Genomic DNA, 15,152 nt, shown 5'->3' with positions numbered 1-15,152 from the left:
CTCTGACAACGGATTCGAAAGGGGGGTCCTCATCGGCCCAGGCGCGCGGTCGAATTCCGTGGTCAGCCGCTCCCCGGTGGTAGTCCACCCAGACGCCAGTCGCGACGGTTACGAGCATAGCGGATGCGGAGGCGGGCGACCCGACCGGACGCAACAGAAGTCATCGACCCACCGCCCCACTCCAGGGTAGGTTTTGTTCATGGTCCTTACCCATTCCCTTCCGCTTGTTCCGGTGCCCGCATCCGCAGTTGCAGGAGACGGACGGATGCCCCTCACCAGCGCCACGCGCGTGCACGGCGACTCCCCCGCGGCGGCGCAGCTGATCGATGCCGTCGAGCGTCGCAGCGGCATCCGCCTCTCCCCCGCCGATGACGCGACGAAGCCCGGCGACATCGCGCTGCGCATCGACGCGTCGGTCGCTGAGAAGGAGGGGTACACCCTCCGCATCGGCGACGAGGCCGAGCTCGTCGGCTCCGATGAGGCCGGGCTTTTCTACGGCATCCAGACCCTCCTGCAACTGCTCCGCGAAGACGAAGCCGGATGGGGCCTGCTCCGCGCAGACATCGCCGACGCTCCGCGATTCGGGTACCGCGGCGTGATGCTCGATGTCGCCCGCCACTTCTTTGGTGTCGACGACGTGAAGAAGTTCATCGACAGCACCAGCGCACTGAAGTTCAACCACCTGCACCTGCACCTCAGCGATGACCAGGGCTGGCGCATCCAGATCGGCTCCTGGCCGCTGCTCACCGAGCGCGCCTCCAGCACGTCAGCCAACGGCGATCCCGGCGGCTTCTACACGAAAGCGGATTACCGCAGCATCGTGGAGTACGCGGCATCCCGGCACATGATCGTCGTCCCCGAGATCGATCTGCCCGGCCACACCCACGCGATCGGCGTCGCCTACCCGGAACTGGTCGAAGCTCCGGTGATGAACGACAACCTGATCTCCGATTCCGAGCGCCTCGGCCAGCCGCTGCCCGTCGCCGGGGAGCGCTACCTCGGCTGGGGAGTCGGCCACTCCAGCGTGCGCATCCGCGAGGAGGGCACCTACGACTTCGTGCGCGACGTGATCCGCGAACTCGCCGAGATGACCCCCGGCCCGTACCTTCACATCGGCGGCGACGAGTCGCACGGCACCACGCAGGAGGACTTCGATCACTTCGTCGAACGTGCCACCGCGATCGTCGTCGAGGCGGGGAAGGTCCCAGTCGCATGGCATGAGGTCGGCGCTGCCGACGGCATCGCCGAGGGAACCGTCGGCCAGTACTGGGGCATGACCACGCCCCAGGGAACGCACGCCGAGGAGGCCGCCCATTTCGTCGAACGCGGCGGCGCACTGATCCTGTCGCCGGCGGACGCCACCTATCTCGACATGAAGTACGACAAGGACTACCCGCTCGGACAGGACTGGGCCGCGCTCATCGACGTCCGCTCGGCGTATGCGTGGGAGCCGACGGCAGTGCTCGATGTGCCCGATGACGCGATCCTCGGCGTCGAGGCCCCGTTGTGGAGCGAGACCGTCGGCACCCTCACCGAGGTCGAGCAGCTCGTGTTCCCGCGAGCCGCGGCGCAGGCCGAGATCGTCTGGTCGCCGAAGGATGCTCCGGAACGCACCTGGGATTCGTTCCGCGTCAGGGTCGGGTCGCTCTCCCCACTGTGGAAGGCTGAAGGCATCTCGTACCATCCCGCAGCCGAAATCCCCTGGAGCCGACGATGAGCGTCCATTCCACCGAGACCGGTTCGCTGGTCATCCACTCCGCCCGCGTCATCGATCGCGGCGAACTCGTCGAAGACGCCTGGGTGCGCATCGAGGGCGGCCGGATCGTCGCCCGCGGCACCGGCTCCGATTGGGCACCGGCCGATGAGGTCGTCGATGCGATCGAGATCGCCGGAGCGGGCGCCATCCTGACTCCCGGGTTCGTGGACATCCACGGACACGGCGGAGCCGGTGCCTCGTTCGATGACGGCGTGGAGGCCATCCGCACTGCCCGTGCTCTGCATCGGGCACATGGCACCACGCGCGCCGTGATCTCTCTGGTCACCGGATCGCTCGACGATCTCGCACGGAGCGTCGGCGAGATCGCCGATCTGATGACCACGGATGCGGACATCCTCGGATCGCACCTGGAAGGGCCGTTCCTCGATCCCGGCCACCAGGGCGCGCATGATCCCGCGCTGCTGCGGGCACCCCTCGCGGCCGACGTCACGCGTCTGCTGGAGGCCGGCCGTGGCACCGTCCGGCAGGTCACCATCGCCCCTGAGCTGCCCGGCGGCCTGGAAGCGATCCGTCTGATCGTCGAGGCAGGGGCCGCTGCAGCCGTCGGTCACACCGACGCGGATGCTGCGATGGCCGAAGCAGCGTTCGACGCCGGCGCCTCCATCCTCACCCACGCGTTCAACGCGATGAACGGCATCCACCACCGGGCCCCCGGGCCGGTGCTCGCCGCAGCAGCAGATCATCGGGTGGTGCTCGAGGCGATCGCCGACAACGTGCACCTCGCTCCGCATGTCATCAAGTTGATCTTCGATGCGGCTCCGGGTCGCGTCGCGCTCGTCACCGATGCGATGGCCGCCGCGGGCAGCGCCGACGGTCACTACGACCTCGGCACCGTCAGCGTCACCGTCGCCGACGGCATCGCTCGCGCCGATGAGACCGGCTCGATCGCCGGCTCCACCCTCACGCAGGACGTCGCTCTCGCACGAGCCGTGCAGGCGGGCGTCGGGCTGAGCGACGCTGTCCGAGCCCTCACCGAGACTCCGGCGCGGGCGATCGGCGCCGGCCACGAGATCGGTGCGCTGCGCACCGGCTTCCTCGGCGACGCAGTGCTCCTGGACGAAGGCCTGCAGGTCGCACGTGTCTGGGTCGGCGGACCGCTCTCCCGCTAGCCGGGCAGCTCAGGAGGCCGCCGTTCCCCAGCCGGCGGCCTCATTCCCCCTGAGTAGAGCGGGGGTCCGGGAATTCCTCCCCCGAGGTTCCCGGACCACCCGACCGGTGAGGTGACCCCACCGACGCCACGACTCCGCCCCCCGGTGGAGTCGATACTGGCTGTCTCTACCTGGTGAGACGACAGACCTCGTCGTTCATTACGCGACTTCTGAGATTTCTTGTTTGAGACCCCGTGGCGGCCGTGACGAGATCGGGTTCCAAATTGGGGTGGCCAGTCTGGGAAATTCGGGAGAGAATGAAAAACACGCGTGATGCGGACCGCTTTCACGCGTCTCTTCATGTGAGAGGGCCATTCCCGCTCACGACAGATGGATGACTGTGCCTTACGACAACACCTCCAACGACGGCGAGGCGATCGCCGACGCCGACCTCGTCCTGCGCACCCGCTCGGGAGATACCGAGGCGTTCGGCGAACTCTGGCGACGCCACTACCCCGCCGGAATGTCCGTCGCCCGCTCCGTCACGTCATCCATCGACCCCGATGACCTGGTGCAGGAGTCGTACACCCGCATCTATCAGGCAATCATCAAGGGCGCAGGCCCCAACGGCTCGTTCCGCGCCTACCTGTTCACCAGCATCCGCAACACGGCCGCGGCGTGGGGACGCTCGCGGCGCGAGACGGCGATCGATGAGCTCGATACTGTCGCCGATCCCGACAGCAGCGAACAGGCCGCGAACGAGGCCCTTGATCGCAGCCTCACCGCTCAGGCATTCCGCAGCCTGCCCTCGCGCTGGCAGGAGGTGCTCTGGTACACCGAGATCGAGCAGATGAAGCCGCAGGAGGTGGCACCTCTCCTCGGCATGAAGTCGGGCGCGGTGTCGCAACTGGCCTTCCGTGCTCGTGAAGGCCTCCGGGAAGCATGGATCCAGGCCCACCTGCGCAGTGCGGCGCCCGGTTCTGACTGCCAGTGGAGCATCGAACATCTCGGTGCCTACTCGCGCGGCAACCTGGGCAACCGGGATCACAAACGACTGGAGCAGCACCTCGACGAGTGCGCGCGGTGCATCATCGTCGCTGCCGAGGCGAAAGACGTCTCCACGCGCCTCGCGCTGGTCCTCCTTCCCCTCGTCCTCGGCGTCGCCGGTTCCACCGGCTACCTGGCCTCTCTGCAGGGCAGCACACCGGCGGTCGCGTTGGCTGCAATGCCGTCGAGCATCTTCGAAGGCGCTGTCGTCGTCGGCACCGGCGCTGCGGCGGCCGGCACGGCCGGCGGCTCGGCCGCGGGCGGTTCAGCCGCTGGCGGTGGCGCAGCCGGCGGGAGCAGCGGAGGCGTCTTCAGCGGCGTCGGCGCTCTGATCGGCGCTGGTTCTGCTGCACTGGTGGTGGCCGGCGTCGTCGCCGCCGCGACTACCATCCCCGGACTCGTGGGGGCGGCACCGGCATCGTCGCAACCCAGCGCGGGCGACAGCGACTCGACGTCGATCTCGTCAGAAGTCGGACCCGACGAGACCATGGCGCTCGATGAGCCCATGATCATCGAAGAGCCGGCACCGGTCGAACCGACGCCGGAGCCGACACCGCGTCCGACACCGACCAAGCCCGCAGACTCGAAGCCCGACGAAGGCTCAGCGGTCACGCCGCCCACCGAGGACGCGAAACCGGAACCTCCGGTCACTCCCGAGCCGACTCCGACTCCGACTCCCGAGCCGACTCCGACTCCGACACCGACTCCCGAGCCGACACCCACTCCGACTCCGACCCCCACACCGACGCCGACCGAGACACCTGGCCTCCCCAGTGGGACTCCCACCATCGGCGCGACCACGGTGACGTGTGTCTGGGAGGACAGCCCGATCTTCGGAACGACGCTGTACTCCGTCGAGGTGCAGGGTGCGCCCGATGCCACGGTCCAGGGACTGTTCTCGAACCGCCAGGACACCACGTTCACAGCGGAGCTGGATGCCCGCGGTGACGGCGTCGTCGTGCTCGAACCGACGTTCCTGCAGCAACTCACCAATGCCAGGGTCCAGTTCCGGTACGTCTACGGGAATTCCATCGGTCCACTGACCGACGCGGTCCGATTGAGTGAACTGGCTGATCCGGCAGGATCGTGCTCTCCGCTCATCAGTTCCGCCGACGCTTCTTCGACGGACGAATCGCTGGGCGATGACCTCCCATCGAGTCCGGCCGAGGTGATTCCGCCGGCCGCATCGTCGACGCCAGAAGCACCCGCCGAAGAAACACCCGTCGCTTCCACGCCCGCGGAGACGGTCGAATCGGTTCCATCGGTTCCCCCTGTCGATCCGGTCGAGCCGGTCGAACAGCCGAGCGATGCGCCGGTTGCACAGAACATCATCGGCACAGTCTTCGAAGTCGCCGATGGCGTGCTGCCTCCGGCCACGGGCCCCGTACCCGCCGAATAGACTGGGGGCATGCCCCAGGATTCCGCACCCGTACCGGGCGTCGATCGTCCCGTCGTCTCCGCTCTCGACATCGTCCGCCTGATCGTCCTGGTGCTCGCCATGGCCTCCCTCGCACTGTGGGGCTTCGCCGCCTGGACGCTGCCGTGGAACGTCATCTTCGGGATCGGCGCACCCCTCATCGTGCTCCTGGTGTGGGCGCTCTTCCTCTCCCCGCGCCCCGTTCTGCACCTGCATCCCTTCCTCCGCGCCGCGGTCGAACTGCTCATCTACGCCGGCGTCACTGTCGCGTGGTGGTCGATGGGTCAGGGGCTGATCGGCTCCGCCTTCGCGATCGTCGCCATCGGCGCGGGGCTCGCTGCCGGCCGACGCAGCCTGGCGTGAGCACGCGGTCATGAGCGCTCTCGCACAGCTCCAGGCCGCGCTCGGCCCCCTCGTCGACACCAGCGAGGAATCCCGCGAGCTCGCCAGAGCCGACCGCTCCGGGCATGCCGCCGCCGGGCGGCCCATCGCGGTCGTGCATGCCGAGACGGTCGAGCACGTGCAGCAGACCCTGCGCATCGCGACCGCCACACGCACCGCGGTGGTCGTACGCGGAGCGGGAACAGGGCTCGCGGGTGCCGCGAACGCCGGTGAGGGCGAGATCGTCCTGTCGACTCTTCGCATGACCGCGGTGAAGGAGATCCGACCCGACGACCTTCTCGCCGTCGTCGAACCCGGCATCCTCAACGCCGACCTCAATGACATCCTCGGCGAACACGGTCTCTGGTGGGCTCCCGATCCCGCCAGCCGCGCCATCTCCACGGTCGGCGGCAACATCGCCACCGGCGCCGGCGGTTTGCTGTGCGCGAAGTACGGTGTGGTTCGCGATGCCGTGCTCGGTATCGATCTCGTCCTCCCCGACGGCCGTCTGCTGCATCTCGGGCACCGCAGCGTGAAGGGTGTCACCGGACTCGACCTGACGTCGCTCGTCATCGGGTCCGAGGGCACACTCGGCGTCGTCGTCGGCGCCACTCTGAAGCTCCGGCGCCTCGTCGAGGGCACGACGTGCACGGTGACTGCCTCTTTCCCCGGGGTCGTCCCCGCCGCGGCGTCATCGGCGGCGGTCACCGCCGCGGGGATCCAGCCGGCGATCATGGAATTGATGGATGCCGCCTGTGTCGCTGCGGTGTTCCAATACCTCTCCCTGCCGGAGCCCGCAGCGGGGACCGCACAGCTCACCATCCAGACCGATGGCCCTGCCGCCGTCGCAGATGCGGAGGCCATCGCGAAGATCCTCCACGACCATGGCGGCGACGTCTCCGTCTCGCACGATCACGAGGAGGGCGAGCGCCTGCTCGCGATCCGTCGTGCCATGCACCCGGCGATGGCGGCACTCGGCACGACCCTGATCGAGGACGTCTCCGTGCCGCGCAGCGCCATGCCGGCGATGTTCCACGAGATCGCCCGCATCGAGAAGGCCTACGGCGTGGTCATCCCCACGGTCGCGCACGCGGGAGACGGCAACCTGCACCCGAACTTCATCTTCGAGGGCACGGACGTGCCCGACCTCATCTGGGCAGCAGCCGACGAGTTGTTCCGCGCTGCGCTCGCTCTCGGCGGCACTCTCACCGGCGAGCACGGCATCGGCGTGCTCAAACAGCGCTGGCTGGCCGACGAGCTGGGCGAGGACCAATGGGAGCTGCAGCGGCAGATCACCCGGGTGTTCGATCCCCTCGGCATCCTGAACCCGGGCAAGGTGTTCCCCGCCGATGCCTGACATCCACGTCAGCGCCGCGGTGATCGTCGACGACCACGACCGCGTGCTCGTCGTCCGCAAACACGGCACCACCCGGTTCATGCAGCCCGGCGGCAAGCCGGAGCCCGGCGAGACGGCCGCGCAGACGCTCATCCGAGAACTCGACGAAGAACTCGGGGTTCAATTGGTCGAGAGCGAGCTGCGACCGCTGGGCACTTTCATCTCCGACGCCGCGAACGAGCCGGGCCACCGGGTCATCGCCGCGGCCTTCGCCGCCACGATCGATCCGACCGCGGTCACCGTGCAGGCCGAGCTGGCAGAACTCCGCTGGATCACCCACGCCGAGGTGCCGACGCTGCCCCTGGCTCCGCTCAGCCTCGAGCACCTGCTGCCGCTCGCCTGGCCTGGGCGCGCCTTCGATTGACGTCGGCGCGGATCGTCGCGTTTCGTCTCGGTCGCTGGTGCTCCCTCGCTCAACGACCGACGGGAACGCACACCGCCGGTCGTTGAGCGAGCGGAGCGAGCCGAAACGCGACGACGCGACGGCCGACGTCGAGCTCAGAGACCCTGCCAGGCCGGCTTGTTCGCGTATGTGTACCGGTAGTAGTCGGCGAGCTTGAGGCGGGATGCTGCAGCCTCGTCGACGACGATCGTCGCGTGCGGGTGCAGCTGGACGGCGGATCCGGGAAGGAATGCGGTGAGCGGACCTTCGACGGCATCCGCGACCGCCTGCGCCTTCCCGGCGCCGAACGCGAGCAGAACCAGGTGACGGGCGCGAAGGATCGTGCCGAGTCCCTGCGTGATGCAGTGCCGCGGCACATCATCGACGGAATCGAAGAAGCGCGCGTTGTCCGCACGGGTCTGCTCGGTGAGCGTCTTCACCCGGGTCTGCGAAGCGAAGGATGACCCCGGCTCGTTGAACCCGATGTGCCCGTCGGTGCCGATACCGAGGATCTGCAGATCGACGCCTCCCGCGGCCGCGATCGCCGCCTCGTAGTCGGCGCCGGCGCGCTCGATGCTCGCGGCCGCACCATTGGGAACATGGATGCGCCGCGGGTCGAGCCCGAGCGGTTCGACGACTTCGCGCGTGATCACCGAGCGGTAGCTCTCCGGGTGAGCAGGGTCGAGACCGACGTACTCGTCGAGCGCGAAACCGCGCACCTGCGAGACATCGTGATCCGCGAGCCGCGAGCGCAGCGCCTGATACACGGTGAGCGGCGTCGATCCGGTCGCGAGCCCGAGCACCGCATCGGGGCGGGCGTCGATGAGCTCGACGATCTCCTGCGCGACGAGGGCGCCAGCGGCTTCCGCGTTCTCGACAATGACGACTTCAGCCATGGGCCATGATCTCTTTCTCTGGGACGGATGCGCCGATCACCGCGGCGCCGAACGCCGCGGCGGGGGAACCGGCGGCGAGCAGTTCGATTCTCGCGTCCAGGTGGAGCGAGTTCATGAACGCCGAGGTCTCAGCCTCGGCGCGGAGCGCGGCGCGGATGCCGTCTTCGAGCCGTGCGCCGAGCGAGGTGATTCCGCCACCGATGATGACCTTCTCCACATCGGCGGACAGCACCAGGACGCGGACCGCGGCCGCGGCACCGTGGATGAGGTCGGCCTTGAGGGCCACCGCGTCTGCATCGCCGGTCTCAGCGGCGTCGAAGATGTCGCGGACCGGCAGCGCACCGGGACGCCCCCATGCGCGGGCGAGCGCGCCGCCACCGCAGAAGGTCTCGATGCAGCCCCGCTGGCCGCAACCGCAGAGTCTGCCCCGGGGATCGACCGAGATGTGCCCGACTTCGCCCGCCGTGCCCGTGGCGCCTCGCCAGATGCGACCCTCGACGACGATCCCTGCTGCGACCCCGGTACCGAGGTTGAGGTAGGCCATCGAACCGGTGACACCGCGCAGGACAGCCGCCCCCAGCGCCGCGGCCTTCACGTCGTTCTCCACTCGGAACGGGATGCCCATCGCATCCTGCGCACGTGCGGCGAGATCCAGCGATTCGACGCCGAGATTCACGGCGTGCAGGACACGGCCGGAACCGGCGTCGACGAGCCCGGGGATGCCGACACCCACCGAACGGACGTCGTCCATCGGATAGCCGACCTCGTCGGCGAGTGCCCGGACGGTCTCGATGATGCCGGAGAGAACGGCTTCCTCGCCCCAGCCGGTGGGGCGGCGCAGACGGCCGAGGATGTCTCCGGCCGGCGAGATGGCGACGGCATCGATCTTCGTGCCGCCGACATCCAGGCCCACGCGAATCTGCCGACCGTCGAGGTCGGCGATGTCAGCACCCTTCATCGGATGAAGCTCCTGGTCGTCATCGGGGTGGTCGGGCTCGAGGCGAGGATCACGAGACTCCCAGCTGGCTCGAGAGCACCATCACTGCGGCGCCGCGAAGGACGATGTCGGCCTGGTCGGTGAGCCGCACCGCGACATCTTCGAAGACCCCCTCCAGCGTCCTGGCGTGCAGAGTCTCGATGGCGGCGTCGGTGAGGATGCCGTCGAGCAGCTCGGCAGGACCGGAGAGCACGACCTCGGACAGGTCGAGGGCGGCGACGATGGGGGCGATGGCGATGGCCATCCGGGTTCCGGCGTCGCGGAGGATGTCGTCACGAGCCTCTGGGTTCTCGGCGATGGCGGCGCCGAGGCGACTGACGCTGAGCCAGGCCTCGAGGCATCCGTCCTTGCCGCACGCGCACCGAGGTCCTCCGTCGGTTCCCACGACGACGTGGCCGATCTCCCCCGCCGCGTATCGGCTGCCGAGCAACGGCTGGCTGCCGGTGATGAGACCGGCACCGACGCCTTTGCCGATCTTGATGAGCATGAAGTCGGCTTTGGCGTCACCGAAGGTGTACTCGGCGAGCACGGCGGCGTTCGCGTCGTTGCGCGCAAGGACCGGGAGCCCGAGATCGACGCCGAGCTTCGCTTCGAGCGGGAAATTCGTCCAGCCGAGGTTCGGTGAACTCAGGACGAGTCCGTCCGGTCGGACCACACCCGGCGTGCCGATGCCGACGCCGAGCAGGGGGCGGTTCGACGCCTCGACCAGGCTCCTGGCGAGCGCGAGCGTGGCGGCGTACGCCTCGTCGCCGTCCGGAGACTCCGGGCGCGGCACCTCCCGGCGCTCGATCACTTCGCCGTCGAGGCTGAGCACGGCTCCGGCGAATGCGCTCGGACCGGAGAGGTCGATGCCGATGATCTGGTGACCCGCGCGGTCGATGTCGATGAGGATCGGAGGCTTACCCGGACCCACGATCGCGCGCACCCCCATCTCGATGATGATGCCGTCGGCGACGAACTCGGCCACCAGATCGGAGATGGTGACCCTGGTCAATCCGGTCTCGCGGGAGAGATCTGCGCGGCTCATCGCCCCGGCGTGAAAGAGCGTCTGCAGGACGAGAGCGCGATTGTGCCCTCTGGCGTGCTCGGGCAGCACCTTGGAGCGCGAGCGCAGGTGTCGGCCCGGGCCGAAGGCGTGCGTGTTCGCACCGGCGTAATCAGACGACGATGTGGGACGCTGCTCATCCAATGCGGACATGTTTGTTAGTAGACCTTACGAACTGGATTTACGCAACCCCAGGCCTGCTGCTCGCGGGGAGGGTTATCGAAACGTTACCTGACTTCCTGAGGTGCTCATCATATGGGCGCTCGCGCTCCTCGAGGGTGCGGACGAGCCCGGCGACGATCTCCTCACGAGCGGCGATGGTGAGCGGCTTCCCCGGCACCCCAGGGCGCCGCTGATCCGGGGTCGGACCGTCCAGCGGGCGGTACGCCACACCGGATGCGGCCAGGCGGCGCAGGTGCACCTCCAGGCGGCGCGCGAAGTCCTCGAAAGCGCCGGGCTCGCCCCCGTCCCACAGCCGTTCGGCCGTGGCGGCCAGGCGCGGGAACGTCGCGAAGTCGACCCGATCGCGCGTGGGCAGATGCTCGGTCCAGACGTTCGCCTGACCGCCGATCGCCCCCTCCTCCACGCGCAGAGAATAGGCCCGCTCGATCGTCAGCGGCGGCCCGACGCGAATCGGCTCTTCCTCGGAGTCGGACTGGGGATAGTCGAGGTACACCTCGAGGTCGGGGCAGGCGATCACCGGGATGCCGCGGCGCAGCGACTCCCGCATCGCGACCGGTCCACGCCACGCGAGGATCCGCACACCGTCCGGCACATCGCCCTCCAGCACCTCATCCCAGGCAAGGGCGGTGCGGCCGCGGCTCCGCACATGGGAGACGAAGTGCGCGGTGAACCACGGCTGGATCTCGTGCGGCGAGGTGAGGCCGAGCTGCTGCATCCGCTCCGCTGCCGCGGGGCTCTGCTGCCACTCGGTCACCGGCACCTCGTCGCCGCCGATCCCGATCCACTCCGCGTCGAAGAGGTCGCACAGCGCGTCGATCGCCGCCCGACCGAAGGCCAATGATGCCTCGGTCGGCGCGAGAGTGCGCGGGTTGACGCCGAACCGCTCCCACGGGCTCGTGACGGGCTCGGCGGCGTCGAGGTTGCCCAATTCCGGATAGGCGGCGAGCGCGGCCTGAACATGCCCTGGTAGCTCCACCTCGGGCACCAGCGTGACGAAACGCTCGGCGGCGTAGGCCACGAGATCGCGCAGCTCGGTGTCGGTGTAGAACCCCTCGTGCACGCCGGGCTCCACCGTCGCCTGCGGACCGTGCCCGCGCTGGGTCGCGCTGCGGCGAGCGCCGACCTCGGTCAGGCGCGGGAAGCCCGGAACTTCGAACCGCCACCCCTGGTCGTCGCTGAGATGCAGGTGGAGCACGTTCAGGTGGTGGTCGGCGAGAAGGTCGATGAGTCGGCGGATGTCGGCGGGCGGCCGGAAGTGGCGCGCGACGTCGAGCATCACTCCGCGCCATCCGTAAGCCGGGGCTCCCTCCCACACCCCTGCCGGGATGCGCGCGTCGACGCTCTCCGGCGGGCGCAGCTGACGGAGCACGGTGGCGCCGCGGAAGATCCCGGCGGCTGTCGCGCCTCTGATCTCGACACCGTCAGCAACAACGGAGAGGCGGAATGCCTCCGCGACGATCCGACCGTCCGCGAACGGTGCCGCCGTGAGCTGCTCGTCGAGGACGAGGGTGATCGCCGGCTCGGTGCCGGGCGCGGCCTCGACCGCAGCGCCGGAACCGAGCCTGGCCGCGATGCTCGCCCATTCCAGTGCCGCGACGACGGGGGTCTGCGACGTCCATGCGAAGCCCTCGGCCGCTTCGTCGATGGTGGTGCTGACTCGGGGCAGGATCGCCCGATGCGCCGGCGGGGGCAACCGGAGGGCGCGTCCTGGCGTCGCTCCCGTGGCAGCACCGCGCGCGACGACCACGACTCCCCCGATGAGCACTTCCACGATGCCGGTCGGCGGCACGTGCGGGTCGTCGAAAGTCGCGCCCGCCGCCACGGTCTCCGGGTCGAAGAGCACGAGGTCGGCGGTGGCGCCGACACGGATCACACCGCGGGGGGCGTCGCCGCGATGCAACCCCAGGCGTTCGGCCGGGGTGCCGGCGAGATGCCGCACGGCCTCCTCCAGCGTGAGAATGCCGAGTTCGCGGACGTAGTGACCGAGATAACGAGGAAAGGTTCCGCGCCCGCGCGGATGCGGGCGCGCCCCGATCAGGATGCCGTCGCTGCCCCCGGTGTGGCGCGGGTGACGCATGATCGCCCTGACGTTGTCCTCGTCGCCGATGTGCATGAGGATGCTCGTCGCCCCGGCATCCGCCACGATCGTGTCGAGCACGACATCGACGGCGCGCTGCCTGCTGCTCTCGGCGATCTCGGCGATCGTCCGTCCGATGTGCCCAGCGAGTGCGGGGTTCGCGGTGCCGGCGATCTGGATGCTGCTCCAGTCGGCCCTTTCGCCGTGGAAGCCGTCGCATCCGATGTCTTCCAGCTCGACGCGCACCTCCTCACGGGCATCGGCATCGAGCCGGGCGATCGTCGCCACGAGATCTCCGCCCTCCGCGAGCCGACTCGGCAGCAGCGACGCGAGCGTCGTCGACCCCGGCAGATACGGATAGGTATCCAGGGTCACGTCGACGCCGTCCGCGATCGCCTCGTCGACGAGTGCGAGCAGATCGGCCGCGCGGCCGCGGTTCGGGGCGAAGTTCATGGTCGCGTGGGTGAGGTGGATTGGGCAACCGGTGCGCCGACCGATGTCGAGCACTTCCCGGTAGGCAGACAGCGCCGCCGCGCCGTAGCTGCGGGTGTGCGGCGCCCAGTAGCCGCCGCGTTCGGCGACCACCCGGCAGAGCGCCTCAAGCTCGGCGGTGTCCGCGTACATTCCCGGCGTGTAGGTGAGACCGCTGGACATCCCGAACGCGCCGGCGTCGAGCGCTTTTCCGAGGAGCTCGGCCATCGCGTCCAGCTCCACCGGAGTCGCCGGGCGGTTCTCATGACCGACGACCATCATGCGCAGGTTGCCCTGCGGGACGAGCACCGCCGCGTTGCCGACCGCCGTGCGGTCGATCTCGGCGAGGAAGTCGCCCATGGATCGCCACGGCACAGAAGCCGCCGGTCCGTTCCAGCCTGCGATCTGGCCCGGGATGATCGCGGCCGAGGCGTCGTCGAGCGGAGCGTAGCCGAGTCCGTCCTGACCGAGGACCTCGGTCGTGACTCCCTGCAGGATCTTCGCGTCGTGCGCGGCGCCGGTCAGCACGGCGAGGTCGCTGTGGGCGTGCATGTCGATGAATCCGGGCGCAAGAGCGAGGCCGGTGGCATCGACCTCGACGGCCCCCGCGGGCAGCTCGAGCGCATCGGCGTCCGATGCCGTCGTGAGCGGCAGCACCGCGACGATCCTCGCCCCCTCGACGGCGACGTCGGCCGGATACCGCGAGGCACCGGTGCCGTCGACGACGGTGGCTCCCCGATACACCCGCACGCGTCCGGCCTCGGCCTGCTCTGCACTCAGAAGCACGTCGCCACCGCCCCGATGACGCGCGGATCGGCGGCATCCGGATCATCGATCACGGCCACCACCCGCCACTTGTCGAACGCCGTGCACGGATGCGAGAGCCCGAGCCTGACCACCTCACCGACGTGCACGGATGCCTCCGGCGCGAGGCTGAGGAAGGCGTGCTGATCGTTGAGCGCCGTGATGCGGCCGGCTACCGACTGCGGCACCGGCAGGTCGATGTCGAAGGGCACGTCGCGACGGCCGGCATCCAGCAGCGCGAGCCCCGGCTCCGGCTGCGAGACCACGCGCGCCCAGGCGTGCATCGCCGAGCGCAGCGGCTCCGTGCCGACGAGCGGGCCGAACGGAGACATCCTCGCGTAGAAGCCGTCGTCGTGGATCTGGAAGGCCCCGGAGCGCAGCACCACATCGGCACCCTCGCCGAGCGGGGCCAGCACCGCTGCGGCCCGATCCGGGAAGGAGCTGCCGCCCGCGGTGAGCACCGGCCGATATCCCTCCGGGTAATCGAGGCGCCGGTGCAGTTCTACGAGAGTCTGCAGATATGCGTCGACCGCGGCCACGGAGGCGGCGCTGCGATCGGGGCCGTACGGGCCCTCATACCCGGCGACACCGGCCAGTCGCAGTCCGGGGGCGGCGGCGATCGCAGCGGCGATCCGCTCCCCCTCGGCGACGGTGCGCGCTCCGGTGCGCCCGCCCATCCCGCCGAGTTCGACGAGCACGTCGAGGGGGCGGGTGAGGTCGCTGGTCGCGTCCGCGATGATGTCGACGGTGCTGAGCGAGTCTGCCCAGCACAGGATGCGCAACTGCGGATTCGCCTCGAGCAGCGCCCCGAGTCGCTGCGCCGCGGCCCGGTCCACGACCGCGTTGGCGATCAGCACAGTGGGCACGCCGGCGTCGACGGCGACCTCGGCCTGCCACGGCGTTGCCACCGAGATTCCCCAGGCTCCGGCATCGAGCAACCGCTGCCAGAGCGCGGGCGCCATCGTCGTCTTTCCGTGCGGGGCGAGGAGGACGCCCTGATCTGCAGCCCACGCGAACACCGTCGCCTCGTTGTGCGCCATCGCCGATTCCTGAACGGTGAGCACTGGTGTCACCAGGTCGGAGAGGTGCAGACCCGCGCCCGCGACCTCGGAGAGGCGCATCCCGGCGACTCGGGCCGGAAAGCCCTTCGTCCAGGCGCCGAGAACAGGGTCCGGAATTTGTAGAGGCATC

11 protein-coding genes and 1 riboswitch are annotated in these 15,152 nt (G+C 69.4%); of the genes, 6 read left to right on the top strand and 5 right to left on the bottom strand.

What is annotated here, in order from left to right; all coding sequences use genetic code 11:
• Positions 1 to 28 precede the first annotated feature (28 nt).
• Positions 29 to 113: riboswitch (ZMP/ZTP riboswitch) on the bottom strand.
• A gap of 86 nt (positions 114 to 199) precedes the next feature.
• The 6 genes from MRBLWH12_RS00995 (at position 200) to MRBLWH12_RS00970 (ending at position 7,470) form a co-directional block, all read left to right on the top strand.
• Positions 200 to 1,717: a family 20 glycosylhydrolase gene (locus MRBLWH12_RS00995; protein WP_363545105.1), complete on the top strand. Its 1,518-nt coding sequence runs from the start codon at positions 200 to 202 to the stop codon at positions 1,715 to 1,717.
• A complete protein-coding gene (locus tag MRBLWH12_RS00990; protein WP_363545103.1) occupies positions 1,714 to 2,886 on the top strand; it encodes an N-acetylglucosamine-6-phosphate deacetylase in 1,173 nt (390 codons plus the stop codon). The genes MRBLWH12_RS00995 and MRBLWH12_RS00990 overlap by 4 nt, the downstream gene beginning before the upstream one ends.
• A 373-nt stretch (positions 2,887 to 3,259) precedes the next feature.
• Complete coding sequence (locus tag MRBLWH12_RS00985) at positions 3,260 to 5,311, top strand: sigma-70 family RNA polymerase sigma factor (RefSeq protein ID WP_363545100.1); 2,052 nt, start codon at positions 3,260 to 3,262, stop codon at positions 5,309 to 5,311.
• A gap of 9 nt (positions 5,312 to 5,320) precedes the next feature.
• Complete coding sequence (locus MRBLWH12_RS00980) at positions 5,321 to 5,692, top strand: YrdB family protein (protein ID WP_363545097.1); 372 nt, start codon at positions 5,321 to 5,323, stop codon at positions 5,690 to 5,692.
• 10 nt (positions 5,693 to 5,702) lie between these two features.
• On the top strand, positions 5,703 to 7,067 hold the full coding sequence (locus MRBLWH12_RS00975; RefSeq protein ID WP_363545094.1) for an FAD-binding oxidoreductase: 1,365 nt from the start codon (positions 5,703 to 5,705) through the stop codon (positions 7,065 to 7,067).
• The gene (locus tag MRBLWH12_RS00970; RefSeq protein ID WP_363545091.1) at positions 7,060 to 7,470 is read left to right on the top strand and encodes an NUDIX hydrolase; all 411 of its coding nucleotides are present in this window, start codon (positions 7,060 to 7,062) and stop codon (positions 7,468 to 7,470) included. Before MRBLWH12_RS00975 ends, MRBLWH12_RS00970 begins: the two co-directional genes overlap by 8 nt.
• Before the next feature lie 134 nt (positions 7,471 to 7,604).
• Here MRBLWH12_RS00970 and nagB read toward each other — a convergent pair whose 3' ends face one another.
• The 5 genes from nagB to MRBLWH12_RS00945 are packed head-to-tail and all read right to left on the bottom strand — an operon-like array spanning position 7,605 to position 15,151.
• Positions 7,605 to 8,384, bottom strand: a complete 780-nt coding sequence (gene nagB / locus MRBLWH12_RS00965) for a glucosamine-6-phosphate deaminase (RefSeq protein WP_363545088.1) — start codon at positions 8,382 to 8,384, stop codon at positions 7,605 to 7,607.
• Positions 8,377 to 9,342 (bottom strand): ROK family protein, encoded by a 966-nt coding sequence (locus tag MRBLWH12_RS00960; RefSeq protein ID WP_341975595.1) that lies wholly within the window; start codon positions 9,340 to 9,342, stop codon positions 8,377 to 8,379. Before MRBLWH12_RS00960 ends, nagB begins: the two co-directional genes overlap by 8 nt.
• 49 nt (positions 9,343 to 9,391) lie before the next feature.
• Entirely contained in the window at positions 9,392 to 10,579 is a 1,188-nt protein-coding gene (locus MRBLWH12_RS00955) for an ROK family transcriptional regulator (RefSeq protein ID WP_363545085.1), read from the bottom strand.
• A gap of 28 nt (positions 10,580 to 10,607) precedes the next feature.
• Positions 10,608 to 13,943 (bottom strand): family 20 glycosylhydrolase, encoded by a 3,336-nt coding sequence (locus MRBLWH12_RS00950; protein WP_363545083.1) that lies wholly within the window; start codon positions 13,941 to 13,943, stop codon positions 10,608 to 10,610.
• Positions 13,934 to 15,151 carry an alanine racemase gene (locus MRBLWH12_RS00945; protein ID WP_363545080.1) on the bottom strand — a complete coding sequence of 406 codons (1,218 nt, stop codon included), beginning with the start codon at positions 15,149 to 15,151 and terminating at the stop codon, positions 13,934 to 13,936. Before MRBLWH12_RS00945 ends, MRBLWH12_RS00950 begins: the two co-directional genes overlap by 10 nt.
• Position 15,152: the final 1 nt, after the last annotated feature.

Source organism: Microbacterium sp. LWH12-1.2 (assembly GCF_040675825.1).
In the GTDB taxonomy this organism is placed as follows: domain Bacteria; phylum Actinomycetota; class Actinomycetes; order Actinomycetales; family Microbacteriaceae; genus Microbacterium.
Note: the sequence above shows the minus strand (reverse complement) of the source record. Positions and strands in the feature narration are given on the sequence as shown.

What these genes read in the sequence shown, in the direction of transcription:
- MRBLWH12_RS00995 (WP_363545105.1), top strand. Translation starts at nt 200, where the DNA reads ATGGTCCTTACCCATTCCCTTCCGCTTGTTCCGGTGCCCGCATCCGCA.
- MRBLWH12_RS00980 (WP_363545097.1), top strand. Translation starts at nt 5,321, where the DNA reads ATGCCCCAGGATTCCGCACCCGTACCGGGCGTCGATCGTCCCGTCGTC.
- MRBLWH12_RS00960 (WP_341975595.1), bottom strand. Translation starts at nt 9,342, where the DNA reads ATGAAGGGTGCTGACATCGCCGACCTCGACGGTCGGCAGATTCGCGTG.
- MRBLWH12_RS00970 (WP_363545091.1), top strand. Translation starts at nt 7,060, where the DNA reads ATGCCTGACATCCACGTCAGCGCCGCGGTGATCGTCGACGACCACGAC.
- nagB (WP_363545088.1), bottom strand. Translation starts at nt 8,384, where the DNA reads ATGGCTGAAGTCGTCATTGTCGAGAACGCGGAAGCCGCTGGCGCCCTC.
- MRBLWH12_RS00975 (WP_363545094.1), top strand. Translation starts at nt 5,703, where the DNA reads ATGAGCGCTCTCGCACAGCTCCAGGCCGCGCTCGGCCCCCTCGTCGAC.
- MRBLWH12_RS00945 (WP_363545080.1), bottom strand. Translation starts at nt 15,151, where the DNA reads ATGCCTCTACAAATTCCGGACCCTGTTCTCGGCGCCTGGACGAAGGGC.
- MRBLWH12_RS00985 (WP_363545100.1), top strand. Translation starts at nt 3,260, where the DNA reads ATGACTGTGCCTTACGACAACACCTCCAACGACGGCGAGGCGATCGCC.
- MRBLWH12_RS00955 (WP_363545085.1), bottom strand. Translation starts at nt 10,579, where the DNA reads ATGTCCGCATTGGATGAGCAGCGTCCCACATCGTCGTCTGATTACGCC.
- MRBLWH12_RS00990 (WP_363545103.1), top strand. Translation starts at nt 1,714, where the DNA reads ATGAGCGTCCATTCCACCGAGACCGGTTCGCTGGTCATCCACTCCGCC.